This is a genomic window from Streptomyces glaucosporus, from assembly GCF_039533345.1.
Classification (GTDB): Bacteria; Actinomycetota; Actinomycetes; order Streptomycetales; family Streptomycetaceae; genus Streptomyces; species Streptomyces glaucosporus.
Window position 1 is genome coordinate 89,708 of record NZ_BAAATJ010000021.1, and the last position, 25,128, is coordinate 114,835.

23 protein-coding genes and 1 pseudogene are annotated in these 25,128 nt (G+C 73.4%); 13 read left to right on the top strand and 11 right to left on the bottom strand.

Annotation, left to right across the window (positions count from 1 at the left end; translation table 11 throughout):
- Positions 1 to 123 precede the first annotated feature (123 nt).
- The 3 genes from ABD358_RS20855 to ABD358_RS20865 all read left to right on the top strand — a co-directional run bounded on the left by ABD358_RS20855 (position 124) and on the right by ABD358_RS20865 (position 3,187).
- Positions 124 to 1,722, top strand: a complete 1,599-nt coding sequence (locus ABD358_RS20855) for an ABC-F family ATP-binding cassette domain-containing protein (protein WP_344632613.1) — start codon at positions 124 to 126, stop codon at positions 1,720 to 1,722.
- A 363-nt stretch (positions 1,723 to 2,085) separates the two neighbouring features.
- Positions 2,086 to 2,307 (top strand): helix-turn-helix domain-containing protein, encoded by a 222-nt coding sequence (locus ABD358_RS20860; protein WP_177213862.1) that lies wholly within the window; start codon positions 2,086 to 2,088, stop codon positions 2,305 to 2,307.
- Between the two features lie 100 nt (positions 2,308 to 2,407).
- The gene (locus ABD358_RS20865; RefSeq protein WP_344632614.1) at positions 2,408 to 3,187 is read left to right on the top strand and encodes an enoyl-CoA hydratase/isomerase family protein; all 780 of its coding nucleotides are present in this window, start codon (positions 2,408 to 2,410) and stop codon (positions 3,185 to 3,187) included.
- 84 nt (positions 3,188 to 3,271) lie between these two features.
- Here the strand turns inward: ABD358_RS20865 and ABD358_RS20870 are convergent, their stop codons facing one another.
- From ABD358_RS20870 to ABD358_RS20885, 4 genes are all read right to left on the bottom strand, one after another.
- The gene (locus tag ABD358_RS20870) at positions 3,272 to 4,027 is read right to left on the bottom strand and encodes an SDR family oxidoreductase (protein WP_344632615.1); all 756 of its coding nucleotides are present in this window, start codon (positions 4,025 to 4,027) and stop codon (positions 3,272 to 3,274) included.
- Positions 4,028 to 4,031: 4 nt separating this feature from the next.
- Complete coding sequence (locus ABD358_RS20875) at positions 4,032 to 4,934, bottom strand: SURF1 family cytochrome oxidase biogenesis protein (RefSeq protein ID WP_344632616.1); 903 nt, start codon at positions 4,932 to 4,934, stop codon at positions 4,032 to 4,034.
- 24 nt (positions 4,935 to 4,958) lie between these two features.
- Entirely contained in the window at positions 4,959 to 5,966 is a 1,008-nt protein-coding gene (locus ABD358_RS20880; RefSeq protein ID WP_344632617.1) for a DEDDh family exonuclease, read from the bottom strand.
- A gap of 305 nt (positions 5,967 to 6,271) precedes the next feature.
- Entirely contained in the window at positions 6,272 to 7,804 is a 1,533-nt protein-coding gene (locus tag ABD358_RS20885) for a S8 family peptidase (RefSeq protein ID WP_344632618.1), read from the bottom strand.
- 406 nt (positions 7,805 to 8,210) lie between these two features.
- Here ABD358_RS20885 and moaA point away from each other — a divergent pair, with 406 nt between their 5' ends.
- Positions 8,211 to 9,200, top strand: a complete 990-nt coding sequence (moaA, locus tag ABD358_RS20890) for a GTP 3',8-cyclase MoaA (RefSeq protein ID WP_344632619.1) — start codon at positions 8,211 to 8,213, stop codon at positions 9,198 to 9,200.
- Here the strand turns inward: moaA and ABD358_RS20895 are convergent.
- On the bottom strand, positions 9,183 to 9,446 hold the full coding sequence (locus ABD358_RS20895; RefSeq protein ID WP_344632620.1) for a hypothetical protein: 264 nt from the start codon (positions 9,444 to 9,446) through the stop codon (positions 9,183 to 9,185). The two genes, moaA and ABD358_RS20895, sit on opposite strands and share 18 nt — an antisense overlap.
- Before the next feature lie 309 nt (positions 9,447 to 9,755).
- Positions 9,756 to 10,097 (bottom strand): annotated as a pseudogene (locus ABD358_RS20900) (DUF3099 domain-containing protein); the annotation flags it as partial.
- A gap of 186 nt (positions 10,098 to 10,283) precedes the next feature.
- Between ABD358_RS20900 and ABD358_RS20905 the strand changes: the two are divergent.
- A complete protein-coding gene (locus tag ABD358_RS20905) occupies positions 10,284 to 10,562 on the top strand; it encodes a GlsB/YeaQ/YmgE family stress response membrane protein (protein ID WP_344632622.1) in 279 nt (92 codons plus the stop codon).
- A gap of 121 nt (positions 10,563 to 10,683) precedes the next feature.
- On the opposite strand, the gene tyrS is transcribed toward ABD358_RS20905, so the two are convergent.
- The 3 genes from tyrS to ABD358_RS20920 form a co-directional block, all read right to left on the bottom strand.
- Complete coding sequence (gene tyrS, locus ABD358_RS20910; RefSeq protein WP_344632623.1) at positions 10,684 to 12,093, bottom strand: tyrosine--tRNA ligase; 1,410 nt, start codon at positions 12,091 to 12,093, stop codon at positions 10,684 to 10,686.
- A 76-nt stretch (positions 12,094 to 12,169) separates the two neighbouring features.
- On the bottom strand, positions 12,170 to 13,588 hold the full coding sequence (locus ABD358_RS20915; RefSeq protein WP_344632624.1) for a metallopeptidase TldD-related protein: 1,419 nt from the start codon (positions 13,586 to 13,588) through the stop codon (positions 12,170 to 12,172).
- Positions 13,585 to 15,105 carry a TldD/PmbA family protein gene (locus ABD358_RS20920; RefSeq protein ID WP_344632625.1) on the bottom strand — a complete coding sequence of 507 codons (1,521 nt, stop codon included), beginning with the start codon at positions 15,103 to 15,105 and terminating at the stop codon, positions 13,585 to 13,587. Before ABD358_RS20920 ends, ABD358_RS20915 begins: the two co-directional genes overlap by 4 nt.
- Positions 15,106 to 15,328: 223 nt before the next feature.
- Here ABD358_RS20920 and ABD358_RS20925 point away from each other — a divergent pair, with 223 nt between their 5' ends.
- The 3 genes from ABD358_RS20925 to fabI all read left to right on the top strand — a co-directional run bounded on the left by ABD358_RS20925 (position 15,329) and on the right by fabI (position 17,322).
- Positions 15,329 to 15,508, top strand: coding sequence for a hypothetical protein (locus ABD358_RS20925; protein WP_344632626.1), 180 nt, complete (start codon positions 15,329 to 15,331; stop codon positions 15,506 to 15,508).
- A gap of 324 nt (positions 15,509 to 15,832) precedes the next feature.
- Positions 15,833 to 16,537, top strand: coding sequence for a 3-oxoacyl-[acyl-carrier-protein] reductase (gene fabG, locus ABD358_RS20930; RefSeq protein WP_344632627.1), 705 nt, complete (start codon positions 15,833 to 15,835; stop codon positions 16,535 to 16,537).
- A 5-nt stretch (positions 16,538 to 16,542) separates the two neighbouring features.
- Complete coding sequence (fabI, locus tag ABD358_RS20935; RefSeq protein WP_344632628.1) at positions 16,543 to 17,322, top strand: enoyl-ACP reductase FabI; 780 nt, start codon at positions 16,543 to 16,545, stop codon at positions 17,320 to 17,322.
- A 248-nt stretch (positions 17,323 to 17,570) separates the two neighbouring features.
- Here the strand turns inward: fabI and ABD358_RS20940 are convergent, their stop codons facing one another.
- Positions 17,571 to 18,263 carry a FadR/GntR family transcriptional regulator gene (locus tag ABD358_RS20940; protein WP_344632629.1) on the bottom strand — a complete coding sequence of 231 codons (693 nt, stop codon included), beginning with the start codon at positions 18,261 to 18,263 and terminating at the stop codon, positions 17,571 to 17,573.
- Between the two features lie 79 nt (positions 18,264 to 18,342).
- On the opposite strand from ABD358_RS20940, the gene ABD358_RS20945 reads away from it, so the two are divergent.
- The 4 genes from ABD358_RS20945 (at position 18,343) to ABD358_RS20960 (ending at position 20,822) form a co-directional block, all read left to right on the top strand.
- The gene (locus ABD358_RS20945; RefSeq protein WP_425576380.1) at positions 18,343 to 19,692 is read left to right on the top strand and encodes a CynX/NimT family MFS transporter; all 1,350 of its coding nucleotides are present in this window, start codon (positions 18,343 to 18,345) and stop codon (positions 19,690 to 19,692) included.
- Positions 19,693 to 19,696: 4 nt separating this feature from the next.
- A complete protein-coding gene (locus ABD358_RS20950; RefSeq protein WP_344632631.1) occupies positions 19,697 to 19,813 on the top strand; it encodes an SGM_5486 family transporter-associated protein in 117 nt (38 codons plus the stop codon).
- A 165-nt stretch (positions 19,814 to 19,978) separates the two neighbouring features.
- A complete protein-coding gene (locus ABD358_RS20955) occupies positions 19,979 to 20,185 on the top strand; it encodes a hypothetical protein (protein WP_344632632.1) in 207 nt (68 codons plus the stop codon).
- Positions 20,186 to 20,300: 115 nt separating this feature from the next.
- Positions 20,301 to 20,822 carry a SixA phosphatase family protein gene (locus ABD358_RS20960; protein ID WP_344632633.1) on the top strand — a complete coding sequence of 174 codons (522 nt, stop codon included), beginning with the start codon at positions 20,301 to 20,303 and terminating at the stop codon, positions 20,820 to 20,822.
- 58 nt (positions 20,823 to 20,880) lie between these two features.
- On the opposite strand, the gene serB is transcribed toward ABD358_RS20960, so the two are convergent.
- Complete coding sequence (gene serB, locus ABD358_RS20965; protein WP_344632634.1) at positions 20,881 to 22,116, bottom strand: phosphoserine phosphatase SerB; 1,236 nt, start codon at positions 22,114 to 22,116, stop codon at positions 20,881 to 20,883.
- 390 nt (positions 22,117 to 22,506) lie between these two features.
- On the opposite strand from serB, the gene ABD358_RS20970 reads away from it, so the two are divergent.
- Positions 22,507 to 25,023: an ABC transporter ATP-binding protein/permease gene (locus ABD358_RS20970; protein WP_344632635.1), complete on the top strand. Its 2,517-nt coding sequence runs from the start codon at positions 22,507 to 22,509 to the stop codon at positions 25,021 to 25,023.
- Positions 25,024 to 25,128: the final 105 nt, after the last annotated feature.

Below are 25,128 nucleotides of genomic sequence, written 5' to 3' on the forward strand. Positions count from 1 at the left end.
CCGTTTGCGCGCCGCCGTTAGACTTGCCGCATGGCAAATCTCCTCGCGCATTAGGCCGGCGTACGCCGTCTCCCAGCCCACGACCACGACGTACGCACGTCCACCCCGCACAGGAGTATTTCCTTGATCACCGCCACCGGACTCGAGCTGCGCGCCGGCGCCCGGGTCCTCATCGAGTCGGCCTCCTTCCGCATCGCCCGGGGCGACCGCATCGGCCTGGTCGGCCGCAACGGCGCCGGCAAGACCACCCTCACCCGCTGCCTGGCCGGCGAGGGCGTCCCCGCCGCCGGGACCATCACCCGCAGCGGCGAGATCGGCTACCTGCCGCAGGATCCGCGCACCGGCGACCTCGACGCGCTCGCCCGCGACCGCATCCTCTCGGCCCGGGGCCTGGACACCGTGCTGCGGAAGATGCGGGAGAACGAGGAGCGGATGGCCAGCGGCAAGGGCGCCACCCGCGAGCGGGCGATGAAGAAGTACGAGCGGCTGGAGACGGAGTTCCTCACCAAGGGCGGTTACGCCGCCGAGGCCGAGGCCGCCACGATCGCCGCCAGCCTGGGTCTGCCGGACCGGGTGCTCGCGCAGCCGCTGGGCACCCTCTCCGGTGGTCAGCGGCGCCGTGTGGAGCTGGCCCGCATCCTCTTCTCGGACGCCGACACCCTGCTGCTGGACGAGCCGACCAACCACCTCGACGCCGACTCCATCGTCTGGCTGCGGGACTTCCTCAAGACCTACCGCGGCGGCTTCGTCGTCATCTCCCACGACGTCGACCTCGTGGAGACGGTCGTCAACAAGGTCTTCTACCTGGACGCCAACCGCGCCCGCATCGACGTCTACAACATGGGCTGGAAGCAGTACCTGGTCCAGCGGGAGGCGGACGAGAAGCGGCGCAAGCGGGAGCGGGCCAACGCCGAGAAGAAGGCCGCGGCCCTCGCCGCCCAGGCCGACAAGATGCGGGCCAAGGCGACCAAGGCCGTCGCCGCGCAGAACATGGCGCGCCGTGCCGAGCGGCTGCTGGCCGGGCTGGAGGAGGCGCGCCAGGCGGACAAGGTGGCCAAGCTGCGCTTCCCCGACCCCGCGCCGTGCGGCAAGACCCCGCTGACGGCGGAAGGGCTGTCCAAGTCCTACGGCTCCCTGGAGATCTTCACCGATCTGTCGCTGGCGATCGACAGGGGCTCCCGGGTGGTCATCCTGGGCCTCAACGGCGCGGGCAAGACCACTCTGCTGCGGCTGCTGGCCGGGGTGGAGAAGCCCGACGGCGGGAGGGTCGTCCACGGCCACGGACTCAAGCTGGGCTACTACGCGCAGGAGCACGAGACCCTGGACCCGGACCGCACGGTGCTGGAGAACATGCGCTCGGCCGCGCCCGACATGGACATGGTCGACATCCGCAAGACCCTGGGGTCGTTCCTGTTCTCCGGCGACGACGTGGACAAGCCGGCGGGAGTGCTCTCCGGCGGTGAGAAGACCCGGCTGGCACTGGCCACGCTGGTGGTCTCCTCGGCCAACGTGCTGCTGCTGGACGAGCCGACCAACAACCTCGACCCCGCCAGCCGCGAGGAGATCCTCGGCGCGCTGCGCGCCTTCACCGGCGCGGTGGTGCTGGTCACGCACGACGAGGGCGCGGTGGACGCGCTCCAGCCGGAGCGGATCGTCCTGCTCCCGGACGGTGTGGAGGACCTGTGGGGCGACGAGTACGCGGACCTCGTCGCGCTCGCCTAGACCGGGGACACCCGGACGGGGCACCGTGATCACTCCGTTCTGGATCATTCGGCCGACGTGCGGTCCGTCATCTGAGTGAGTCCGGCTCGTACCGCGGCGCGGTCGCGCGTCGAGGGCGCGGCTGGTGTGGCATGGGCCTCCCGGTGCGCGGGACCGGCCTGCTGGAACCTCTCTGACCTGCCGCTTCCTCGTCCGGCGGGACCGGGCGTCCGCCGGGCGCACTGCGGAATGCCTCCTTCCGTCGGCTTCCGGGGCTTGCCCGGCGGACAAGAAGGCCGTACGGACCTTGTCGAATGGGTGGCCAGATGTCCGGCAAGGGGTGATCATGAGAGTTCAGAGCGCACTTCCCATGAGGAGGCACGGGTGGCCGAGACTCTGAAGAAGGGCAGCCGGGTGACCGGCGCCGCGCGCGAGAAGCTCGCGGCTGACCTCAAGAAGAAGTACGACTCCGGTGCGAGCATCCGGGCGCTGGCCGAGGAAACCGGCCGCTCCTACGGATTCGTGCACCGGATGCTCAGCGAGTCCGGCGTGACCCTGCGCGGTCGCGGCGGTGCGACGCGGGGCAAGAAGACCGCGGCATCCTGAGAGCCGGGGTCGCTCCGAGGGGCGCCACCCGGTCGGCCGGCTGACCGGCTGGGTGGTTACTCTTCAGTCACTTGCTGTGGAGAGCCCTCGGGAGACCCTCATGACCCTGCTCGACAAGGACGGCGTCCGGCTCGCAGTCGACGGCGCCGTGGCCACGGTCACGCTCGACCGCCCGGCCAGGCGCAACGCCCAGACCTTCGCGATGTGGCGCGCGCTCGCCGAGGCCGGACGGCTGCTGCCGGGCGAGGTCCGCGTCGTCGTCCTGCGCGGGGAGGGGCCGTCCTTCTCCGCCGGACTCGACCGGCAGGCCTTCACCCCCGAGGGGTTCGAGGGCGAGCCCTCCTTCACCGACCTGGCGCGGAGCTCGGACGCCGAGATCGACGCGGCCATCGCCGGCTACCAGGAGGCCTTCACCTGGTGGCGGCGGAACGACGTGGTGAGCGTCGCCGCCGTGCAGGGCCACGCGGTCGGCGCGGGCTTCCAGCTCGCGCTCGCCTGCGACCTGCGCGTGTGCGCCGACGACGCGCAGTTCGCGATGCGCGAGACCAGCCTCGGGCTGGTCCCCGACCTCACCGGCACGCACCCGCTCGTCTCCCTCGTCGGATACGCCCGCGCGCTGGAGATCTGCGTGACGGGCCGCTTCGTCCGGGCCGAGGAGGCCGAGCGGATCGGCCTGGCCAATCTGGTGGTGCCCCGCGCCGAACTCGAGGCGGCCACCGCCGACCTGGCGGCGGCGCTGCTCGCGGCCCCGCGCGACGCGGTGGTCGAGACCAAGGCGCTGCTGCGCGGCGCGGTGGAGCGCACCTACGACGAGCAGCGCGCGGCCGAGCGCGAGGCGCAGGGACGCAGGCTGCGCGACCTGGCCGGCCTCGGCGAGTAGAACCCCGCGGCGAAGCCTCCCGCGTGTGCCGTCCGGCCCGGCCGGACGGCACACGCGGACGGTGCACGCGGGACGGCGCGGGCCTCAGAAGCCGTGGCGGGCTCCGCCGTCGACCGGGAGCATCACACCGGTCACATAGGAGGCGGCGGGCGAGAGCAGGAAGGCCGCCGCCCTGCCGAACTCCTCCGGGGTGCCGTAGCGGCGCAGCGGGATCCCCGCCGAGCTGCGCTCGCGGGCGGCCTCGGGGTCGTCGGCGAGCGCGTCGAGCTCGCGGATCCGGTCGGTGGCGATACGGCCCGGCAGCAGCCCGACGACGCGGATGCCGCGCGGCCCCAGCTCGTTCGCGAGCGACTTGGCGAAACCCGCCAGGCCAGGCCGCAGCCCGTTGGAGATCGTCAGTCCGGCGATCGGCTCGTGCACCGAACCCGACAGCACGAAGCCGATCACCCCGCCCTCCGCCAGGCGCCCGGCCGCCGTGCGGGCCAGCCGCACCGCACCGAGGAAGACCGATTCGAACGCCGACCGCCACTGCTCGTCGGTGGTGCTCTCGAAGGAGCCGGGCGGCGGCCCGCCGACGCTGATCAGAACCCCGTCGAGGCGGCCGTGCCGGTCGTGTGCGGCGGCCACCAGACGCTCGGCGGCGTCCGGGTCGGCGTTGTCCGCCGCGACGCCGGAGGCGTTCCCGCCCAGCCGCTCCGCGGCCTCGGCCGCCGCCTGCCCGGTGCGGCCGGTGACGACGACCCTCGCGCCCTCGGCGACCAGTTCCCGGGCGGTGGCGAAGCCCAGCCCGCGGGTGGCGCCGGTGACGAGGTACACCCTGTCCTGCAGTCCAAGATCCATGGTCTCAGTCTGCCGGTCGGTCCGTCCCCTTCGCGGCGGAGGGGGCGGGGGAGGGGCGTCCGGCCGGAACCCTCCCGTCCGGGCCGTTTCCGTCCGGGCTGCTCCCGCCCGCGCCGGCCCCGGGAGCGGCGCCGTCCCGTCCGCCCTCCGCCAGGCGCTCCCGGAGTTCGCGGCGCACCAGCACCACCCAGCCGACGGGAACCCCCGCGGCGAACAGCCACCACTGGAACGCGTACGCCAGGTGCGCGCCGATGCTGTCGTGGTCCGGCTCCGGAAGGGGCCGGGGCTGCTCGCCGGACGGCTCGGGGGAGGTCTCTGCCAGCGCGATGTAGCCGCCGAGGACCGGCCGGTCCATCTCCCGTGCCGCCCGCCCGCTGTCGATCAGCATCACCTGGCGCGGCGGCAGGCCCCGCTTCTCCTTGACGCCGCCGCTCTCCGTCTCGTCCTGCATCAGCCGGCCGGTCACGGTGACCTTCCCGGAGGGGGCCGGCGGCACGTCGGGGAACTTCGTCAGGTCGCCGCCGGCCGGGATCCAGCCGCGGTTGACCAGCACGGCCGAGCCGTCTGCGAGGAGCAGCGGGGTGAGGACGTGGTAGCCGATCTCCTTGCTGTCGCCCGGGGTCCGCTGCCGGACCACCTTCTCGTGCCGGGTGTCGTAGGTTCCGGTCGCCGTGACCGGGCGGTACCGGGCGTCACCCTCCGGGCCGCGGCCCGGGGTGGCCAGTTCCCTCACGGGCACCGGATCGGCGGCCAGGCTCGCGGCGATCAGCTCGTTGCGCGCCACCCTCTCCTCGTGCCGGTGGAACTGCCAGAAGCCCAGCCGCACCATCACCGGGATCAACAGGAGCGCGACAAGGGTCAGGATCACCCACTGCCGGGACAGCAGGAAACGGTACGAGGACGACACGGTTCGACGGTACCCCGTGGGGCGTCACTCCCCGGGAGCGGGGGCCACGTCCTGCAGGAGCTGGGTGAAGGCCCCCTCGTCGATCACCGGGATGCCGTAGGCGCGGGCCTTGACGACCTTGGAGGTGCCCGCACCGGGATCGTTGGTGACCAGCAGGCTGGTGAGCCGCGACACACTCGTCGCGACGTGGAGCCCGGCCTCGACCGCCCGGTCCTCCAGCAGCTCGCGTTCGACGGAGGTGTCGCCGGAGAACGCCACCCGCATGCCCTGGACGAGCGGCTTGCCCGGCTCGTACCGCCCCGGGTTGGGGTAGGGGCAGGCGGGGCGCTTGCGCGAGGGGCGCCAGTTCCCCGCGTAGGACCGCCGGCGCGCACCGTCGGAGGCGCCCGCGGAGGCGATGCTGTCGGTCCACTCGGTCAGCGGCTGGCAGGCCAGCAGGGGCAGGCGTATGCCCCTGCCGGCCGCCAGGTGCAGGCTGGGCCGGAACGCCTCGGCCAGCACCCGGGCGTCGTCCAGCGCGTGGTGCGCCCGGCGCTGCACGACGCCGTAGTGCGCGGCGAGCGTCTCCAGCCGGTGGTTGGCCAGGGGCAGCTCCAGCTCCTTGGACAGGGCGATGGTGCACAGCCGCTGCCGCACGGGGGCGACGAGGCGGGCGCGGGCGTACTCGCGGGCGATCATCGACCAGTCGAAGACGGCGTTGTGCGCGACCAGGACCCGCCCCCGCAGCCGCTCGGCGAACTCCTCGGCGATCTCCGGGAAGAGGGGGGCGTCGGCCAGCATCTCGCTCGTCAGGCCGTGTATCCAGGTCGGCCCGGGATCCCGCTGCGGGTTGACCGGGGTGTACCAGTGGTCCACCACGTCCCCCCGGGCGTCCAGCCGGTAGACGGCCGCGGAGACGATGCGGTCGTCCCGGGCCAGCCCCGTGGTCTCCACGTCCACCACCGCGTAGCCGTCCGGGTATTCACTGGGCCAGGCCGGGGTGGTGGGCTGCGCTGCGGGCCGCGCGTCGGCCGCCGACTGGTCTTCGAGCATGGTCACAGAGGATACGGGCCGCCACTGACACCATCACATCGCCGCAGGTCGAACCCGGGATCCGGGTCGCCGGCGGCCTGCCGCGCGCAACGGGGCGGCGGGTCCGGGCAGAGCCCGCCCGCCCCCCGCGGCGTCCGGCCTGGAGCGTGCCCGTTCCCGCCGGGGTCATGCCTTTGGCCCTTCCCCCGTCCTCGCCCGGTGGGAGGGGGAGACAGAGGGAGGGGCCGGACCCGCCGGGTCCGGCCCCTCCGTCCAGCCGTGCCGGGCCGCGTCCCCCGGGCGGGGGACGGCCGTGTTGCTTGACGTTACTTGACGGCGTCCAGGGCGTCGACGATGCCGTGGCCGTAGAAGCCGTTGACGTTCTTGCCGCCCTCACAGGTGGAGTCCTCGACCCCGTTGCCGTCCGGGTCGTAGAACTCCGGGCAGCCGGGGTTGTCGGCCTGCCCCTTCATCATGAGCTGGAGCATCGCCGGGCTCGCCCAGGGGTGCCGGCTCTTGAGCAGCGCCGCCACGCCGGAGGCGTGCGGGCTGGCCATCGAGGTGCCCTGCAGGTAGGCGTAGGAGCCGTTCGGCATGGTGGACAGGATCCGGCCGTTCTTCGCCGGGGTGTCCGGGATCTGGTAGCGGTCCCCGCCCGGCGCCGCGATGTCGGCGACCTTGTAACCGTAGCTGGAGTAGTACGACTTGACGTTCTGCACGCCCGTGGCCGTGACCGTCACCACGCCCGGGAGCTGGGTCGGGAGGTCCAGGCACTCCGAGGGGTCGATGGTGCGCTCGACCGGAGTGGTGTCGTTCGGGCTGGAGTCGTCGACGATCGCGTCGGAGGCGAGGTCGTGGTTGGAGTTGCCCGCCGAGGCGAGGTGCAGGGTGCCCTTCTTCTCGGCGTAGCGCGCGGCCCGGCGGACGGCCTCCAGGATCGCGCCCTGGTCGGCGTCGTCCTCGCAGTTGTACATGTACGGGTCGACGTAGTAGCTGTTGTTGGTGATCTCCACGCCCTTGTCGGCCGCGAAGACGAAGGCGCAGACCACGGCCTCCGCGTAGAACAGGCCGCTGTCGCGCTCGGTCACGTTGATGGAGGACACCTTCACGCCCGGCGCGACGCCCGCCACGCCGATGCCGTTCCGCGCCGCGGCGATCGTGCCCGCGACGTGCGTGCCGTGGTAGTCGTCCTCGGTGTACGGACGCCAGGCGCCCTCGCTGGTGTCGGCCACGCCGCCGGCGCGGTTCGCCGACTGGCTCGCCGAGAAGTTGGGGGCGATGTCCGGGTGGGTGTCGTCCACGCCGGTGTCGATGACCGCGACCGTGACCTTCTCGCTGCCGGGGTTGACCTTGGCGGCCTCGTCCGCGCGGATGGCGCGCAGGCCCCACAGGTCGGCCTCCAGCGGCTCGCCCTCGGCGGCGGCGGTGGTGGCGCTGACGCGGGCCTTCTCCGTCACGTACTCCGGCGCGCCGACCTCGGTGGTGCCCGCGGACTTGAGCGGCGCGGTGCGGGTGGCGCCGGCGGACTCCACGCCGCGGACCCGGCGCATCCGCTCGGCGAAGGAGGGGTCGGACGAGTGGGCGACGATCACGCCGATCCTCTGGTGCGTGACGACGACCGTGCCGCCGGCCCTGGCTATCTCCTTCTGCACCCGCTTGACCGTGCCGGGGGCGGTGGAGGAGGTGTTGACGACGTACGACAGCTTCTCGCCGTCCGTGGCCGCGGACGCCGCCGCGGGGAGGTCGGCCTCCTGGGCCAGCGCCGTACCGGTGCCGGGCAGCAGCGCCAGGGAGGCGGTCAGCGCCAGCCCGGCCGGCACCGCGAGGGCGCGGCGTCGGCTGGAGGGTCTCGATGCCATGGATTCTCCATCGGATCTTCGGTGATGGGACCACCGGCCTTCCGGCCGGCGGCGGGTCGCTCCGGCGGAGGAGGGGAACCGTTCCTCCGCCCGCGGCGCCCCGGTCCGGCCCCCGGTGTCACGGGGATCGGTCCGGGCGGGCCGCGCTGCCTTGGGCCGGAAGCCTCCTGCCCCGGGCGGGAGCGGGGTCACGCCTGCGCGAGCACAGCTCGACAACATTCCGTCCGGTTATCGGAGCTGTCCGTACGGATGTATGACGTGGGAAGTTATCTCCCCCGAGGGGGAAGTGGCAATGGTCGGTTTCCGCGGATCGCCCCCGCACGGCCGATCCGTCCGGCGCCCACCGCCCGCGGCGGACGTCGCGTACGCTGCCTGGCAGATGTCCGTCCGCGGGAGGGCTGTCGGGATGCTGTTGGACACCTATGGCCGGGTCGCCACCGATCTGCGCGTGTCGCTCACCGACCGGTGCAATCTGCGCTGCACCTACTGCATGCCCGAGGAGGGCCTCCAATGGCTCGCCAGGCCCGACCTGCTCACGGACGACGAGATCGTCCGCCTCGTGGGGATCGCCGTGACCCGGCTCGGGGTGCGCGAGGTGCGCTTCACCGGCGGCGAGCCGCTGCTGCGCCCCGGAGTGGTGGGCATCGTCGAGCGCTGCGCCGCCCTGGACCCCCGGCCGGAACTGTCGCTGACCACCAACGGCATCGGACTGGAGCGCACCGCCGGGGCGCTGCGCGAGGCCGGCCTGGACCGGATCAACGTCTCCCTCGACACCCTCGACCCGGAGGTCTTCGAGCGGATGACCCGCCGCAGACGGCACGCCGACGTCCTGCGCGGTCTGGAAGCCGCCCGGGAGGCGGGGCTCGCACCGGTCAAGGTCAACGCCGTGCTGATGCCCGGACTCAACGACACCGAGGCTCCCGGCTTGCTCTCCTGGGCCATCGAGCACGGCTACGAGCTGCGCTTCATCGAGCAGATGCCGCTCGACGCCCAGCGCGGCTGGCGGCGCGAGGACATGGTCACCGCACAGGACGTCCTCGCCTCGCTGCGCACCCGCTTCACCCTCACCCCCGAGGGCGGGGAGAGCCGCGGCTCCGCCCCCGCCGAGCGCTGGATCGTCGACGGGGGACCGCACCGCGTCGGAGTGATCGCCTCCGTCACCCGGCCCTTCTGCCGCGCGTGCGACCGCACCCGGCTGACGGCCGACGGGCAGGTCCGCACCTGCCTGTTCGCACGGGAGGAGTCGGACCTGCGCGGGGCACTGCGCTCGGGGGCGGACGACGCGGAGATCGCCGGACTGTGGAAGGCGGCCATGTGGGGCAAGGAGGCGGGCTCGGGACTGGAGGGGCCCGCCTTCCGCCAGCCCGACCGGCCGATGTCAGCGATCGGCGGCTGAACCGTCCCGCCGGCCCTCCCACTCCTCCAGGAGCACCACCTCCTTGAGGAAACCGCGCACCCCCAGGAACTGCGACAGGTGCTCGCGGTGCTCCTCGCAGGCCAGCCAGGTCTTGCGGCGCTCCGGGGTGTGCAGTTTGGGGTTGTTCCAGGCCAGCACCCACACGGCGGCCTCACGGCAGCCCTTGGCGGAGCAGACGGCGGCGCTCTCGGCGCCCTCGGCGTTCTCGGTCGTGGAGTCGGTCACGACCTCATACAAACACGGCGACGCCGGGCGGCCACGGGGGGAGCCGCCCGGCGTCGGTCTGCCGCTCCGACGGGGGATGCGGAGCGTGTACGCAGTATGGCACGCACACCCGTCCCCCGGGCACCGGAACGGCACGATTGCCCCCGGGTTTCCCGGGCCCGCCCCGAGGACGGTTCAGCGCCGCGGATCGGCGCCGCCCGCCGGGCCGGACCGGCTCGGCGCCTGCCCGTCCCCGTCCCCGGGCTCCGGAGCCTCCGGCTCCCGCGGGGCCTGCCACACCGTGTAGTCCTCCGGGCCCCACACCTTGCGGTCCTCCGGGCGCTCCCCGGCCTCCGCGCGCTCCGCCGGACCCAGTGCCGGACGGGGCGGTGCGGGAAGGTAGGAGTCCGGCAGCGAGGGCGCGTTCTCCCGCCCCGCGTTGGCGATGACCACCGCCACGTACGGCAGCACCGCGCCGAGCACCAGGGTCGCCACGGCCAGGGGGCGCTGGACGTTCCACAGCAGCACGGTCAGCAGCACCGACACGGTGCGCACCAGCATCGAGATCACATAGCGCCGCTCCCGGCCCCGGACGTCCTCGGCGAGACCCTGGCGGGCTCCGGTGATCCGGAAGACCTCGGGACCGTGCTGCTTGCGCCTCAACTCCACCACCTGCCCAGACCGCCGGTTCCCGGCTTTTCCCACACTACGCCCCGACTCCGCCGCATACGAAGGCGGGGAGGGGGCACCCGATGCGCCAGGGACGAATCCACCCGGACGGCCCCGCGGCCGTCCGGGGGCGTCCGCGGAAGCAAGCTGAACGCGCAGAGCGCATCGCGCGCCGCACGAGGAGGCGACATGAGCTGGTTGTGGGCGATCATCGTGGGTCTGGTCCTGGGTGTCCTGGCCCGCGCCATCCTGCCCGGCAGGCAGAACATCCCCCTGTGGCTGACGGCCATCTTCGGCATCCTCGGCGGGATCCTGGGCAACGCCGTGGCCGGGGGGATCGGGGTGGAGGACACCGCAGGCATCGACTGGGTCAGGCACCTCCTCCAGCTCGCCGGCGCCCTGCTGATCGTCGGACTCGGCGCCCCGCTGTACGCGGCCATCAGGGGCCGCGGCCGGAGGACCGTCTGACGGCCGTCCGGCGGACCACCCGGCGGCTCCCGGCGCCGACGGCGCCGGGGGACGGGCGAGGGGGCCGGCACACCGCGCGGTGTGCCGGCCCCCTCGCCCGTCCTTGTGCGCCCGGACCCGCTCAGAGCCCCCTGACCTCGGCGACCTTGCGCCCCGCCTTGAGGTAGACGGTGCCGGACACCCCGGCCTCCGCCAGCTTCTCCGGGACGACCTCGGCCAGCGGGCGCAGCGCGTCCGCCTCGGACAGCACGACCGCCTCCTGACCCCGCTCCGTCTCGACGACCAGGCGCAGCCCGTTCTGCTTCGCGACGCGCCGGGCCGCCGAGGCGCTCGGGGTGAACCCCAGCACGGTCGCCAGGACGGCCGCGACGCCCTTCCCGCCGTGCTCGGCCGCGTCCACCACCGGCAGGCTCTCCACGTCGGAGAAGGACTTCCTGGAGAACTGCGCGGTGAACCCCGCACGGGCCGCCATCGCCGCCTCGGTGCCGTGGATGGCGGCCACGACCTCGCCGGCCAGGACCTTCTTCAGGTCCATCGGGTGCAGCGTCCTCTTCTCCAGACGCTCGGTCACCAGGTCGATCTCGGCGTCGGTCCACTCCGTCCAGGCCCGCAGGTACGGCACCATCAGACGGTCGGGAATCGACATGATCTTCCCGAAGACGTCGTCGGCGGTCGCGCTCAGCGCGATGTAGTTGCCCTTGGACTTCGACATCTTCGCGCCCGAGCCGTCGGTGCCCTCGATCAGCGGCATGGTGACGATCATCTGCGGCTTCTTGCCGTAGATCTCCATCACCTTCCGGCCCATCTGCATGTTCAGCAGCTGGTCCACGCCGCCCAGCTCGATGTCGGCGTCGATCTCCGCGGAGTCGATGGCCATCGCCACCGGGTAGATCAGCTCCGACATCGTCAGCCCGTGCCCGGCCGCCAGCCGGTTGCGGAAGTCCTCGCGCTGGAGCAGCGACGAGGCCGGCACCTGGGACAGGATGCCGATCAGCCGCGGCAGGGCGATGCCGGCCAGCCACTCGCTGTTGTGCCGGAAACGCACCTTGTCGAAGTCGAAGAACGGCTTCACCTGGTCCCGGTAGCCCGCCAGGTTGCGCGCGATGTCCTCGTCCGTCAGCGGCGGACGCTCCGAGGAACGCCCCGAGGGATCGCCGATCCTCGCGGTGATGTCGCCGATGATCAGGGTGACGTCGTGCCCCATCCGCTGGAAGCGGCTCAGCACGATCATCGGGACCGTGTGGCCCAGGTGCACGTCGGCCGCCGTCGGGTCGATGCCCAGCTTGACGTGGAGCCCGCGCCCGGCCTCCCGCGCGGCGTCGATCCGCTCGGCCAGCCCCTCCACGGACGGCAGGACGTCCACCGCCCGCCCGGCGATCAGCTCCGCCTGCTCCTTCGCGGACAGATCGGTCAGGTCGAGATAACGGCGCGCGCCCGTCTCCACGAGCAGCCGCTCGACGGTTTCGTCGGAGGAGAGGTCCTGTGCCAGCAGGTCGCAGGCACGCTGCACGGAGTCGCCGAGGCGTGTCACGTTTGTTCCCGGTGATCGAGTCGGATGGATGGGCGGCCCGGTGGCCGCCAACGGTTCTGCGGAGAGTCTATGCCGCTCACACCCCCCGGCTGACGGAGCTCATGTTGAAGTCCGGCACGCGCAGCGGAGGCATCGCCGCCCGGGTGAACCAGTCCGACCACTCGCGCGGCAGCGTGCGCTCGGTGCGTCCCGCCTCGGTGGCCCGCGCCAGCAGGTCGACCGGCGACTCGTTGAACCGGAAGTTGTTCACCGCGCCGGTGACCTCGCCGTTCTCCACCAGGTAGACCCCGTCCCGGGTCAGCCCGGTCAGCAGCAGCGTCGCCGGATCGACCTCGCGGATGTACCACAGGCAGGTCAGCAGCAGGGCCGGGCCGTCGTGGCCGGAGTCGCGCACCATCTCCTCCAGCGAGGCGGTGCCGCCCCCGTCCATGATCAGGTTGTCGATGCCCGGCGCCACCGGCAGCCCCGTCAGCTCCGCCGAGTGCCGGGTGGTCAGCAGGTGGCGCAGCTCGCCGTCGCGCATCCAGTCGGTGGCCGCCAGCGGGAGCCCGTTGTCGAAGACCGAGGCGTCGTCGCCGGAGGAGTGCGCGATCACGAACGGCGCCGCCTCCAGACCGGGCGCGCCCGGGTCGCTGCGCAGCGTCAGCGGCAGCTCCGACAGCCGCTCGCCGACCCGCGTGCCGCCCCCGGGCCTGCTGAACACCGTGCGCCCCTCGGCGGCGTCGCGCCCGGCGGACGACCACATCTGGTAGATCAGCAGGTCCGCCACGGCGCTCGGCGGCAGCAGCGTCTCGTACCGCCCCGCGGGCAGTTCCACCTGCCGCTCGGCCCACTCCAGCCGCCGCGCCAGCTCGGCGTCCAGCTCCCGCGGGTCGACGTCCGCGAAGTCGCGGGTCGCCCGCCCGGCCCAGGCCGACCGGGTGCGGTCCGGCGACTTGGCGTTGACCTCCAGCGTGCCGGTGGGCTGGTCGTGGCGGAGCCGCAGCCCGGTGGAGGTCCCCAGGTAGGTGGAGACCACCTGGTGGTGGGCGAAGCCGTACAGCTCGCGGCCCTCCGCGCGGGCCCGGGCGAAGGACTCGCCCAGCGCGGGGGCGAAGGAGGCGAAGACCGCCGAGGAGGTCTCGGCCGGGGCCTCGGTGAAACCGGGGGAGGCCGGCACGCCCTCCACCAGCGGTCTCGCGTCCTCGGCCGGGCCGGCGCTCCGCGCGGCCTCCTCCGCGGCCCGCACCAGCGGCTCGATGTCGTCGTCCGTGACGGCCGACCGGGAGACCACCCCCGACGCCGTCCCCTCGGCGCCGTCGACGGTCGCGACGACGGTGAGGGTGCGGCCGCGGGTGACGCCGTTGGTCGTCAGCGCGTTGCCGGCCCACCGCAGGTTGGCGGTGGACTCCTCGTCGGCGATGACCACGCAGCCGTCGGCCCGCGACAGCTCCAGCGCGCGCTCGACGACCTCGTGGGGGGCGGGGGACGCTGAAGACGCCGAAAACACGGTCATCGGCCGGCCTCCTGGGCAGTGTTGAGGATGTTGACGCCGCGGAAGAGCGCGGAGGGGCAGCCGTGCGAGACGGCGGCGACCTGGCCCGGCTGGGCCTTGCCGCAGTTGAACGCGCCGCCGAGCACGTACGTCTGCGGCCCGCCGACGGCCTCCATCGACCCCCAGAAGTCGGTGGTGGTCGCCTGGTAGGCCACGTCGCGCAGTTGCCCGGCGAGCCGTCCGTTCTCGATCCGGAAGAAGCGCTGCCCGGTGAACTGGAAGTTGTGGCGCTGCATGTCGATCGACCACGAGCGGTCGCCGACCACGTAGACGCCCCGCTCCACCCGCGAGATCAGCTCCTCGGTGGACGGCCCGTCCGGATCCGGCCGGAGCGAGACGTTCGCCATGCGCTGCACGGGGACGTGGGAGGGGGAGTCGGCGTAGGCGCAGCCGTTGGAGCGGCCCAGCCCGGTCAGCTTCGCGATCCGCCGGTCGAGCTGGTAGCCGACCAGGATCCCGTCCCTGATCAGGTCCCAGGACTGGGCCTCGACGCCCTCGTCGTCGTAGCCGACCGTCGCCAGCCCGTGCTCGGCGGTGCGGTCGCCGGTGACGTTCATGACCGGCGAGCCGTACGTCAGCGTGCCGAGCTTGTCGGGGGTGGCGAAGGAGGTGCCCGCGTACGCCGCCTCGTATCCCAGGGCCCGGTCCAGCTCGGTGGCGTGGCCGATGGACTCGTGGATGGTCAGCCACAGGTTGGAGGGGTCGATCACCAGGTCGTAGACGCCCGGCTCGACGCTCGGCGCGCGCATCTTCTCGGCCAGCAGTTCCGGGATGCGCTCCAGTTCCCCGTCCCAGTCCCAGCCGGTGCCCGTCAGGTACTCCCAGCCGCGCCCGACAGGGGGCGCCAGGGTGCGCATCGAGTCGAACTCGCCGGACCCGGCGACGGAGACGGCCGTCAGCTCGGGGTGCAGCCGCACCCGCTGCTGGGTGGTGACGGTTCCGGCGGTGTCCGCGTAGAACTTGTTCTCCCGGACGGTCAGCAGCGAGGCGTCCACGTGCGACACCCCGTCGGCGGCCAGGAGCCGCCGGCTCCACTCCGCCAGCAGTCCCGCCTTCTCCGCGTCCGGCACGTCGAACGGGTCGACCTCGTAGGACGAGACCCACGTCCGCTCGCCGTGGGCCGGCTCGTCCGCCAGTTCCACCCGTTCGTCGGCCCCGGACGCCTCGAGCACCCTCGCCGACAGCCTCGCCATCTCCACGGCCTGCTCCGCCACCCGCGCGGCGGCGTCCGGGGTCAGGTCCACGCCCGAGGCGAACCCCCACGCCCCGCCGTGCACCACCCGCACGGCGAAACCGGCGTCGGTGACGTCCGAGGACCCGGCGGGACGCGCGTCGCGCAGCCGCCACGAGGCGCTGCGGATCCGCTCCAGACGGAAGTCGGCGTGCTCGGCTCCCAGTTCCCGGGCCCGGGCGAGCGCCGCGTCGGCGAGCGGGCGCAGCGGCAGCGCGAGGAAGGACTCATCGATCCGGTGCTCCACGGACGCTCCTCCTTGTCGATGCATGACGGGAAGTGAATCACGCCGGGCCGTCCGGGCGCGGCGTGTTCTCCGGTGACGGATCCCGCCGGCCGCGCCTGCCCTGCCGGGAGCACCGGGGAACACGTGGAGGGGGCGGGACGCCGGTGTGTTTCGCGGGCGGCGCCGGGGTACTCACCGCGGAGCCGGACGCCGTACCGAGGCCCGGCGTGAAGGAGGCGCGGACATGAGCGACTACTCCGGCCCCTACGGCACGGACCACGACCCCTCCGAGATGGTCAGGGCCCGCACCAGGGAGAAGGAGGCCGAGGAGCGCGCCCGGCGCGCCGGGCGGGACGACCGGACCCGGCCGGAGCGCGAGGGCCGCCCGGGCGACGAGGGCGAGGGCGAGGAGACCGGGGAGTAGCGGCAGCCGGCGGTTTCCGGGCGCCTCCGCATCCGGCGGGGTGCGGCGCCGGGACGGGGCGTGCCCGCGGGAGAGCCGGCCGCGCCGGTCACCGCCGCCGGGCGCCTCCGCGTGCCCGCGCACCCCGCGAACCGGCGCGGGAGGGGACGGCCGGATCCGGGACGGGCGGCCGCCGCGGACGCCCGTACCGGCATTCGGCCGAGTTTTCTGTAGGAACTCCACAGTGCCCCGGCGGACCCCCTGTCGGCCCCCCGTTCTCCGGAGAGGGGAGGCGGGCGATAGTTTCTCGGGAGTACCTGCTGCTCCCTACGGAAGGGTGTCCCCTTGAGCCGCTCGGTTCTCGTCACCGGAGGAAACCGCGGCATCGGCCTCGCCATTGCCCGTGCTTTCGCCGACGCAGGCGACAAGGTCGCCGTCACCTACCGCTCCGGCGAGCCCCCGGAGGACTTCCTCGCCGTCAAGTGCGACATCACCGACGCGGAGCAGGTGGAGCAGGCCTACAAGGAGATCGAGGAGCGGCAGGGGCCGGTCGAGGTGCTGGTCGCCAACGCCGGCGTCAACCGCGACCAGTTGCTGCTGCGGATGTCCGAGGAGGACTTCTCCTCCGTCCTGGAGACCAACCTCACCGGAACGTTCCGGGTGGTCAAGCGCGCCTGCCGGGGCATGCTCCGCGCCCGCAAGGGGCGCATCGTGCTGATCTCCTCCGTGGTGGGGCTGCTGGGCTCGGCGGGGCAGGCGAACTACGCCGCGTCCAAGGCCGGGCTGGTCGGCTTCGCCCGCTCGATCGCCCGGGAGCTGGGCTCCCGCAACATCACCTGCAACGTCGTCGCGCCGGGCTTCGTGGACACCGACATGACGCGCGCGCTCACCGAGGAGCAGCGCGAGGCGATCGTCGGCCAGGTGCCGCTCGGCCGCTACGCCCGGCCCGAGGAGGTCGCCTCCTCGGTGCGCTTCCTGGCCTCGGAGGAGGCCTCGTACATCACCGGAGCCGTCATTCCCGTGGACGGCGGATTGGGTATGGGTCACTGAACGTCATGAGCGGACTTCTCGCCGGAAAGCGCATCCTCGTCACCGGGGTGCTCACCGAGTCCTCCATCGCCTTCCACGTCGCCAGACTCGCCCAGGAGGAGGGCGCCGAGGTCGTCCTGACCGGTTTCGGGCGGCTGACGCTGGTGCAGCGGATCGCCAAGCGGCTGCCCAAGGAGGCGCCGGTGATCGAGCTGGACGTGCAGAACAAGGAGCACCTCGCCACCCTGGCCGACCGGGTCGCCGAGCACCTGGGGGAGGGCGTCGGGCTGGACGGCGTCGTGCACTCCATCGGCTTCGCGCCGCAGGACGCGCTCGGCGGCAACTTCCTCAACACCGAGTGGGAGTCGGTCGCCACGGCGGTGGAGGTCTCGGCGTACTCGCTGAAGTCCCTGACCATGGCCCTGCTCCCGCTGCTGGAGCGGCGCGGCGGCTCGGTCGTCGGCATGGACTTCGACGCGCAGGTGGCCTGGCCCAAGTACGACTGGATGGGCGTGGCCAAGGCCGCGCTGGAGTCCACCTCCCGCTACCTGGCCCGCGACCTGGGACACAAGGGCATCCGCTGCAACCTGGTGTCCGCCGGGCCCATCAAGTCCATGGCGGCCAAGTCCATCCCGGGCTTCGAGGAGCTGGCGGACGTGTGGAACACCCGCGCCCCGATCGGCTGGGACCTCACCGACCCCGAGCCCGCCGCGCGCGGTGTGGTCGCCCTGCTCTCCGACTGGTTCCCCAGGACGACGGGCGAGATCGTGCACGTGGACGGCGGCGTCCACATGATGGGCGCGTAGCCGCGCCGTGTCACTCCCGGGGGGCGGCGGATGCCGCCCCCCGGGGCGTTTCGGTGCCGGCGGGGGCGTCACACCCCGTCCTCGCGCACCGGGGTCCCGTCCGCGGGCGTCGTCGGCGCCGGCGGGGCCCTGCCGCGGTGAGGACCTCCGCCGCGGTGGGCCTGTTCCGGGCCGCACCGCGGCGGAGGTCTGCGTGCCCCGGCGGGGAAGCCCGGCCGGCCGTGCGGGGCGGGCGCCTCCGGGCGGGCTCAGCAGGGGTCCGCGCGCCGGTCCCGCGGGCCGCGGCAGGTCCGTGCGTACGAGCCCGCCTCCCGTGCGGCCGTCTCCGCGTCGCCGTCGCGGATGGCGTCCACCAGCCGCCCGTGGTCCAGGTACTCCTCGGTGCGCAGTTCCTCCCCCATGCCGCTGCGGAGGAAGGTGCGCAGGACCGTGCCGAGGTCCGCGTACAGCGCGGTGAGCACCTCGTTGTGGGAGGCCCTGACGATCGCCAGGTGGAGCGTGACGTCCGCCTCCACGAAGCGCTCCACCTCGCCCGTCCCCCAGGCCGCCTCGCGCCGTTCCAGCAGCGACCGCAGTTGGCGCAGGTCCTGCTCGGTGCGCCGGTGCGCGGCCAGCCGGGCGGCCTCGGCCTCCAGCACCGAGCGCAGTTCGGCCACGTCGCGCGGATCGGCCCCGGCGAAGCGGCGGTGCATCACCCCGGCCAGTTCGCTGGTGGCGACCACGTAGGTGCCCGAGCCCTGCCGGATGTCCAGCAGTCCGTTGTGGGCGAGGGCCCGTACGGCCTCGCGCACGGTGTTGCGGGCCACTCCGAGCTGCTCGACCAGTTCGGGTTCGGTCGGGATGCGGGAGCCCACCGGCCACTCGCCGGAGGTGATCTGGTCGCGGAGGGCGTCGATCACCTGGTCGGCCAGGGCGGAGCGGCGGGGCGAGGTCAGGGGCATGCCGCCCCCCGGGTGGGCGGGCACAGGGACACGCACATGAGATGGCCTCGATTCATCCTATGATTCTATGATGTCTGCCATGGCCAATGACCCCGCGACAATCGACCACCGGACGGGCGGGGGGAGGGCACCGACCAGGGTAGGGACCCGCCCCGCCGGACGGGCGGGCACCGCGGCCTCCCCCTGGAGGCGGCGTCTGCTGGTGGCCGGCCTCGTCCTGGCGGCACTCAACCTCCGCCCCGCCATCACCGGGCTCGGCCCCCTCCTGGAGGAGGTCCGCGACGGACTGGCGATGAGCGGCACCGTCGCCGGGCTGCTGACCTCCGCGCCCGCGCTGTGCTTCGCCGTCTTCGGCAGCGCGGCGCCCCGCCTGGCCCGCCGGCTGGGCCCCGCCGCCGTGGTGTTCGCCGGGATGGCCGCCGTCGCCGCCGGCCTGGCGCTGCGCCCCCTCGCGGGCGGCACGGGGGCGTTCCTGGCTGCCGGCGTGCTGGCGCTGGCCGGCATCGCGGTGAGCAACGTGCTGATGCCCGTGATCGTCAAGCGCTGGTTCCCGGACCGGATCGGCCCCATGACCGGTCTGTACTCCATGGCCCTCTCCCTGGGCACCGCGGCCGCGGCGGCCCTCACCGTCCCGGCGACCAGGGCGCTGGGCGGCGACTGGCGGCTGGGGCTGGGCGTGTGGGCGCTGCCTGCCGCGCTCGCGGCGGCGGTCTGGCTGCCGGTCGCCCGCGGCCGCCGCCGCACCCGCTCGGGGGACGCCGCCGCGGGGACCACCGGGGACGCCGCCGGCGCCGGAACCTCCGACGGCGGCCCGGACGGGGACGGCCGGACGCCCCGCCTCCGCATCACCCGCTCCGCGACCGCCTGGTCGCTCGGCGTCTTCTTCGGCCTCCAGTCCACCGCCGCCTACATCGTCATGGGCTGGCTCCCGCAGATCTTCCGCGACGCCGGGCTCCCCGCCACCACCGCCGGACTGCTGCTCGCCGCCACCATGGGCCTGGGCATCCCCCTGTCCTTCGTGCTGCCGCGGATCGCCGCGCGGCTGCGCCACCAGGGGCCGCTCGCCGCGCTCCTGGCCCTGTGCGGACTCGGCGGGTACGCCGGACTGTGGCTCGCCCCGGCGGAGGGAGCCTGGGCCTGGGCGCTGCTGCTGGGCGTCTCCAACTGCGCCTTCCCCCTGGTCCTCACCCTGATCGGCATGCGGGCGCGCACCGGCGCCGGGGTCGCCGGACTCTCCGCCTTCGCCCAGGGCACCGGCTATCTGATCTCCGTCCCCGGACCGCTGCTGGTCGGGGCCCTCCACCAGCACACCGGCGGCTGGGACGCCCCCCTGGCCCTGATGGCCGCCCTGATGGCCGCCCAGCTCTGCGCGGGCCTGGCGGCGGGCCGGGACCGGTGCGTCGAGGACGACCCCCGGGTGCGAGACTGAACCCATGCCAGTGCTGGAACCCCATCCCCCCAACGGTCAGAAGAAGCTGCTCGCCGTGCTCGGCGTGATGCTCGGCATCACGATCGTCATCGCCGTCGTCGCCACCGCCATCGCCCCGTAGCCGGGCGGGCCGCCGGCCCCCCAGGGGGCGGTGAGGCCGTCCCCACCGCCCCCTAGGGGGCCGGCCTCAGGGGGCAATGGGTGGCTCACCGGATGGGACCGCCGCTTCGCGGCCCGTAGCGTCTCGGTGGACCGAGCGCCACGAGACACCACGGAGGCGAGCCCCATGGCGGCCCACGCACCCAGCAGGACCGACCGCCGGCGCACGGCGGGCTCCGCGGACACGCGGCTGCCGTGGTGGGCCGTGGCGCTGCCCGCGGCCGCCTTCGCCGTGCTGCTGGCGCTGACCGCCGGCGGCGAGGCGTCCGCCGCCGAGCCCCCGCAGTCCCTCGTCCGGCTGCTGGAGTACCTCCGGCAACTCCTGTGGCGGTGATCCGCGGACGGCCCGGAACCGGTCCGCGGATCACCGGCGGGCACCGGGTCACCCGGCCGGGGAGGGCCCCCCAACTCCCCGCGCCGCACGCCGCCATTCGTGCGAAGCTGGACGCATGAGCGTCGATGTGCCCCGCAGGATCGTCATCCTCCGACACGCCAAAGCCGACTGGCCGCCCCAGGTGGCCGACCACGACAGGCCGCTCGCGGAGCGGGGCCGCAAGGACGCCCCGGAAGCGGGCCGTTGGCTCGCCGCGAGCGGCATCGTCCCCGAGCTCACCCTCTGCTCCACCGCCAGCCGCACCCGCGAGACGTGGAAGCTGGTCGCCCACGAGCTTCCGAAGCGGCCGAGGACGGTCTACGAGGAGCGGCTCTACGAGGCCGTGCTCGGTCAGCTGATCGAGGTGGTCAACGAGGCGCCGGACGACGTCCGGGACCTGATGCTCGTCGGCCACAACCCCGGCATGCACGCACTGGCCGACGCCCTGGCGGGCGAGGCGGAGGGGGACGCCAGGACCCGTCTGGACCGCATCGGCTTCCCCACCTCGGCCATAGCGGTGATCTCCTTCACCGGGTCCTGGAAGTCCGTCGAACACGGCGTCGGCCGCCTGGAGGCGTACTGGGCGCCGCACGAGTAGCCGCGCGGACGGGCCGCCCCGGCGCCGCGCCCGGAAGGGGCACGGCGCCGGGACCGGGTCAGGCCCGGGCGGCGTCGGCCGCCTCGACCTCCTCGCGCGTGATGCCCAGCAGGTACAGCACGGTGTCCAGGAACGGCACGTTCACCGCCGTGTGGGCCGCCTCCCGGACCACCGGCTTGGCGTTGAACGCCACGCCCAGCCCGGCGGTGTTGAGCATGTCCAGGTCGTTGGCGCCGTCGCCGATCGCCACGGTCTGGGCGAGCGGGACCCCGGCCTCGGCCGCGAAACGGCGCAGCAGCCGCGCCTTGCCCGCCCGGTCCACGATCTCCCCGACGACCCGGCCGGTCAGCCTGCCGTCGGCGATCTCCAGGGTGTTGGCCGAGGCGAAGTCCAGGCCCAGCCGCTCCTTGAGGTCGTCGGTCACCTGGGTGAAGCCCCCCGAGACCACCCCCACCTGGTAGCCCAGGCGCTTGAGGGTGCGGATGAGGGTGCGGGCGCCGGGCGTGAGCCGCACCTCGGAGCGGACCTTGTCGACCACCGACTCGTCCAGCCCCTCCAGCAGCGCCACCCGCGCGTGGAGCGACTGCTCGAAGTCCAGCTCGCCGCGCATCGCGGCCGCGGTCACCTCCGCGACCTCCTTCTCGCACCCGGCGTGCGCCGCGAAGAGCTCGATCACCTCGTCCTGGATGAGGGTGGAGTCCACGTCCATCACCACCAGGCGCTGGGCGCGCCGGTGCAGTCCGGCGGAGACCACGGCGATGTCCACGCCCAGGGCCGCCGACTCGGGGGCCAGCGCGGTCCGCAGCGCCTCGGTCTCCGCTCCCGAGACGGCGAACTCCACGGCCGTCACCGGATACTTCGCCAGCCGGAAGATCCGGTCGATGTTGCCGCCGACACCGGTTATCCGGGCGGTGACGGCGGCCGTCGCCTCGGCGGTCAGCGGATTGCCCAGCACGGTGACGTGGGAGCGCCCGGTACCGCGCGGCCGGTTGTCGCCCCGGCCGGAGATGATCTCGGCCTGGAGCCGCATCGACTCCGCCCAGCCGTGCACCGTCGCCCGCAGCTCCCCCTCGGCGCCGCTGCCGCCCGGCGTGGTGACCAGGGCGCACAGGGTTATCCGGCCCCGGGTGACGACCTGCTCGATGTCGACGACGTCGACCGAGTAGGCGGCCAGGGTCTCGAAGAGGCCGGCGGTGATGCCGGGCCGGTCCCTGCCGAAGATCTTCACCAGGAGAGTGGGGGTGTCCTCGCCGATGGAGGCGGCAACGGGCGGCGGAGTCTGCGAAGCGCTCATGATGATCCCTACGGTATCGAGCACCGGCGCGGCCCCGTACGCGCGTCCGCACCCCGGACAGCCCGCGGGCGGCCCCGTCCGGTGCCGTCCGGCACCGCCCGCGCACGGCGTCCGGGCGGTTGTTCGGTACGGATTCGCACCGTCTCCTCACGGTCCGCGCGGTCGCGTGCGGACCCGGCACCCCGGTACCCGTTCCTCCGGGAATTCCTCACCCGGGACGAAGCGGACCGTAGCGGTTCCGCAACCATCCGCCGGGGGCGGCTTTCTGTCCGGCGCGGACGCCTGGAATAGTTCCCCCACGATGTTCGCCATCCCTAGACCCCCTGACACACGGGGGGTAGCTCGGGGGACAACTTTGTGGGGCATGGAGTGCCGGAACTCGCACTGGAAATGAACGGACGGACCTGGACGCTTGACCCGTCCAGGTCATATGCCCTGGGGCGCGACCCCCAGGGCGACATCGTGGTCGACGACGCCAGGGTCTCCTGGCGGCACGCCGTACTGCGCTGGAACGGCAGCGCCTGGCTCCTGGAGGACCAGGGCAGCACCAACGGCACGTACACGCAGGGCCGGCGCGTCCAGCAACTGGAGCTCGGCGCGGGCACGGTCGTGCACCTGGGCAACGCCGCCGACGGGCCGCGCCTGGCCTTCTCCGGTCCGGCCGCGGGCGTCCCCGTCTCCTACAGCGCCCAGGCCGCCGCGCCCGCGCAGCAGCCAGCGGCCCAGCCGCAGCACGGCGGCCCCGGCTGGGGCGGGCAGCCCCAGGCCCCGCAGCCGGCGGCCCCGTACCAGGGACCGCCCCAGCAGCCGGTGCAGCAGCAGCCGGTGCCGCAGCAGTACGCGCCGCAGCCCGCCCAGGGCGGTGTCCCGCCGCAGGGCGGCGCGCCTCTCCACGGCGACCACCGCAGCCCGACCACGTTCCACCAGTTCTCGCTGGGCCGCGTGATGCGGATCGGCCGCGCGCTGGAGAACGAGCTGGTCGTCGCCGACCTCCAGGTGTCCCGGCACCACGCGGAGTTCCGGGCCACCCCCGACGGCCGCTTCGAGATCCGCGACCTCGGCAGCCACAACGGCACCTACGTCAACGGCCAGCCGCTGCCCAAGTCGGGCTCGGCGGTCATCGGCCCCGACGACATCGTCGGCATCGGCCACTCGACCTTCCGCGTCGTCGGCGACCGGCTCGAGGAGTTCGTCGACACCGGTGAAGTCGCCTTCTCCGCCCGCCACCTGACGGTCAAGGTCGACGGCGGCAAGGTGATCCTCAACGACGTCACCTTCGGCGTCCCCGAGAAGTCCCTGGTCGCGGTCATCGGCCCGTCCGGTTCCGGGAAGTCCACGCTGCTGCGCGCGCTCACCGGCTACCGGCCGGCCGACATCGGCGAGGTCCTCTACGACAACCGGAACCTCTACAAGCAGTTCGCGGAGCTGCGCCAGCGCATCGCCCTGGTCCCGCAGGACGACATCCTCCACAAGGAACTGACCATCCGCACCGCCCTGCGCTACGCCGCCAAGCTGCGCTTCCCCGGCGACGTCGCGGAGGCCGAGCGCAACGCGCGGATCGAGGAGGTGCTGGCCGAGCTCAAGCTCGACATCCACGCCAACAAGAAGATCACCTCCCTCTCCGGCGGCCAGCGCAAGCGCGTCTCGGTCGCGCTGGAGCTGCTCACCAAGCCGTCGCTGATCTTCCTGGACGAGCCGACCTCCGGCCTGGACCCGGGCATGGACCGCGACGTGATGCAGCTGCTGCGCGGCCTGGCAGACGACGGCCGCACCGTGCTGGTGGTCACCCACTCGGTGGCCGAGCTGGCGCTGTGCGACAGGGTCCTGGTGATGGCCCCGGGCGGCGGCGTGGCCTACTTCGGCCCGCCGGAGGAGGCCCTCAACTTCTTCGGCTACGAGAGCTGGGCGGACGTCTTCTCGGCCTTCGAGAACTACCGCGACTACGACTGGATGGGCCGGTGGCGCGGCTCCCAGCACTACCAGCTCTACGCCGCCGAGATCGACGCGGTCGCGCCCCAGGCGCAGCAGTTCGCGCCGCCGCCGTCCCGGCAGCCCAAGCCGCAGAGCTGGGGCTCGCAGCTGTGGACGCTCACCCGGCGCTACACGAGGGTCATCGCGTCCGACGTGGGCTTCCTGGTCCTGATGGTGCTGCTCCCCGTGATCCTGGGCGCGGTCAGCGCCGTGATCCCCAACGAGCACGGCCTGCGGCCCCACCCCAACCCCGGCAGCTTCAACCAGCTCGCGGGCGCGATCCTGCTGATCATGGCGGTCGGCATGTGCCTGTCCGGCGCGGCCAACTCCGTCCGCGAACTGGTCAAGGAACGCGTCATCTACGAGCGGGAGAGGGCCACCGGCCTGTCCAGGTCGGCCTACCTGATGTCCAAGGTGATCGTCCTCGGAGTGATCACCGCGTTCCAGGGCGTGGTCATCTGCGCCATCGGCTTCTCGGTGCGCGAACTGCCCGACGAGGGTCTGTTCCTGCCCACGGCCGCCGAGCTGTGCATCGGGGTCATCGCGTTCGGCCTCACCTCGATGATGTTCGGCCTGGTGATCTCCTCGCTGGTGAAGACCTCCGAGATGACCATGCCGCTCCTGGTGGGCTTCGCGATCGTCCAGATGGTCTTCACCGGTGTGCTCTTCCAGGTCTTCGACTCGCCCGGCATCGAGCAGGCCGCCTGGCTGATGCCCTCGCGCTGGGCGATGGGCGTGCTCGGCGCCACCGCGGACCTGTCGCACACCATGGCCCCCTGGGACCGCGAGAACCCCGCCAACCTCGACCCGCTGTGGGAGCACAGCGCCGGGGTGTGGGCGATGGACATGGCGATCCTGCTGGCCATGGGCGTCGCCTGCGGCTTCGCGGTGGCCCGTCTGCTGCGCCGCCACGAGCCGGAGGTCATGCGCAAGTAGCCGCCGGCCCTCGCACCCGGCGGAGCACCAGGGCGGCGCCCCCTTCCAGGGGGCGCCGCCCTCGCCGTCCGCGCACCACCCGGGGCGGGCCCGCGACCGCGGTCC

What these genes read in the sequence shown, in the direction of transcription:
- ABD358_RS20945 (WP_425576380.1), top strand. Translation starts at nt 18,343, where the DNA reads ATGGCCAATGACCCCGCGACAATCGACCACCGGACGGGCGGGGGGAGG.
- ABD358_RS20925 (WP_344632626.1), top strand. Translation starts at nt 15,329, where the DNA reads ATGAGCGACTACTCCGGCCCCTACGGCACGGACCACGACCCCTCCGAG.
- ABD358_RS20955 (WP_344632632.1), top strand. Translation starts at nt 19,979, where the DNA reads ATGGCGGCCCACGCACCCAGCAGGACCGACCGCCGGCGCACGGCGGGC.
- moaA (WP_344632619.1), top strand. Translation starts at nt 8,211, where the DNA reads ATGCTGTTGGACACCTATGGCCGGGTCGCCACCGATCTGCGCGTGTCG.
- ABD358_RS20885 (WP_344632618.1), bottom strand. Translation starts at nt 7,804, where the DNA reads ATGGCATCGAGACCCTCCAGCCGACGCCGCGCCCTCGCGGTGCCGGCC.
- ABD358_RS20915 (WP_344632624.1), bottom strand. Translation starts at nt 13,588, where the DNA reads ATGACCGTGTTTTCGGCGTCTTCAGCGTCCCCCGCCCCCCACGAGGTC.
- ABD358_RS20905 (WP_344632622.1), top strand. Translation starts at nt 10,284, where the DNA reads ATGAGCTGGTTGTGGGCGATCATCGTGGGTCTGGTCCTGGGTGTCCTG.
- ABD358_RS20870 (WP_344632615.1), bottom strand. Translation starts at nt 4,027, where the DNA reads ATGGATCTTGGACTGCAGGACAGGGTGTACCTCGTCACCGGCGCCACC.
- ABD358_RS20960 (WP_344632633.1), top strand. Translation starts at nt 20,301, where the DNA reads ATGAGCGTCGATGTGCCCCGCAGGATCGTCATCCTCCGACACGCCAAA.
- ABD358_RS20970 (WP_344632635.1), top strand. Translation starts at nt 22,507, where the DNA reads ATGAACGGACGGACCTGGACGCTTGACCCGTCCAGGTCATATGCCCTG.
- ABD358_RS20880 (WP_344632617.1), bottom strand. Translation starts at nt 5,966, where the DNA reads ATGCTCGAAGACCAGTCGGCGGCCGACGCGCGGCCCGCAGCGCAGCCC.
- serB (WP_344632634.1), bottom strand. Translation starts at nt 22,116, where the DNA reads ATGAGCGCTTCGCAGACTCCGCCGCCCGTTGCCGCCTCCATCGGCGAG.
- ABD358_RS20865 (WP_344632614.1), top strand. Translation starts at nt 2,408, where the DNA reads ATGACCCTGCTCGACAAGGACGGCGTCCGGCTCGCAGTCGACGGCGCC.
- fabI (WP_344632628.1), top strand. Translation starts at nt 16,543, where the DNA reads ATGAGCGGACTTCTCGCCGGAAAGCGCATCCTCGTCACCGGGGTGCTC.
- ABD358_RS20950 (WP_344632631.1), top strand. Translation starts at nt 19,697, where the DNA reads ATGCCAGTGCTGGAACCCCATCCCCCCAACGGTCAGAAGAAGCTGCTC.
- ABD358_RS20940 (WP_344632629.1), bottom strand. Translation starts at nt 18,263, where the DNA reads ATGCCCCTGACCTCGCCCCGCCGCTCCGCCCTGGCCGACCAGGTGATC.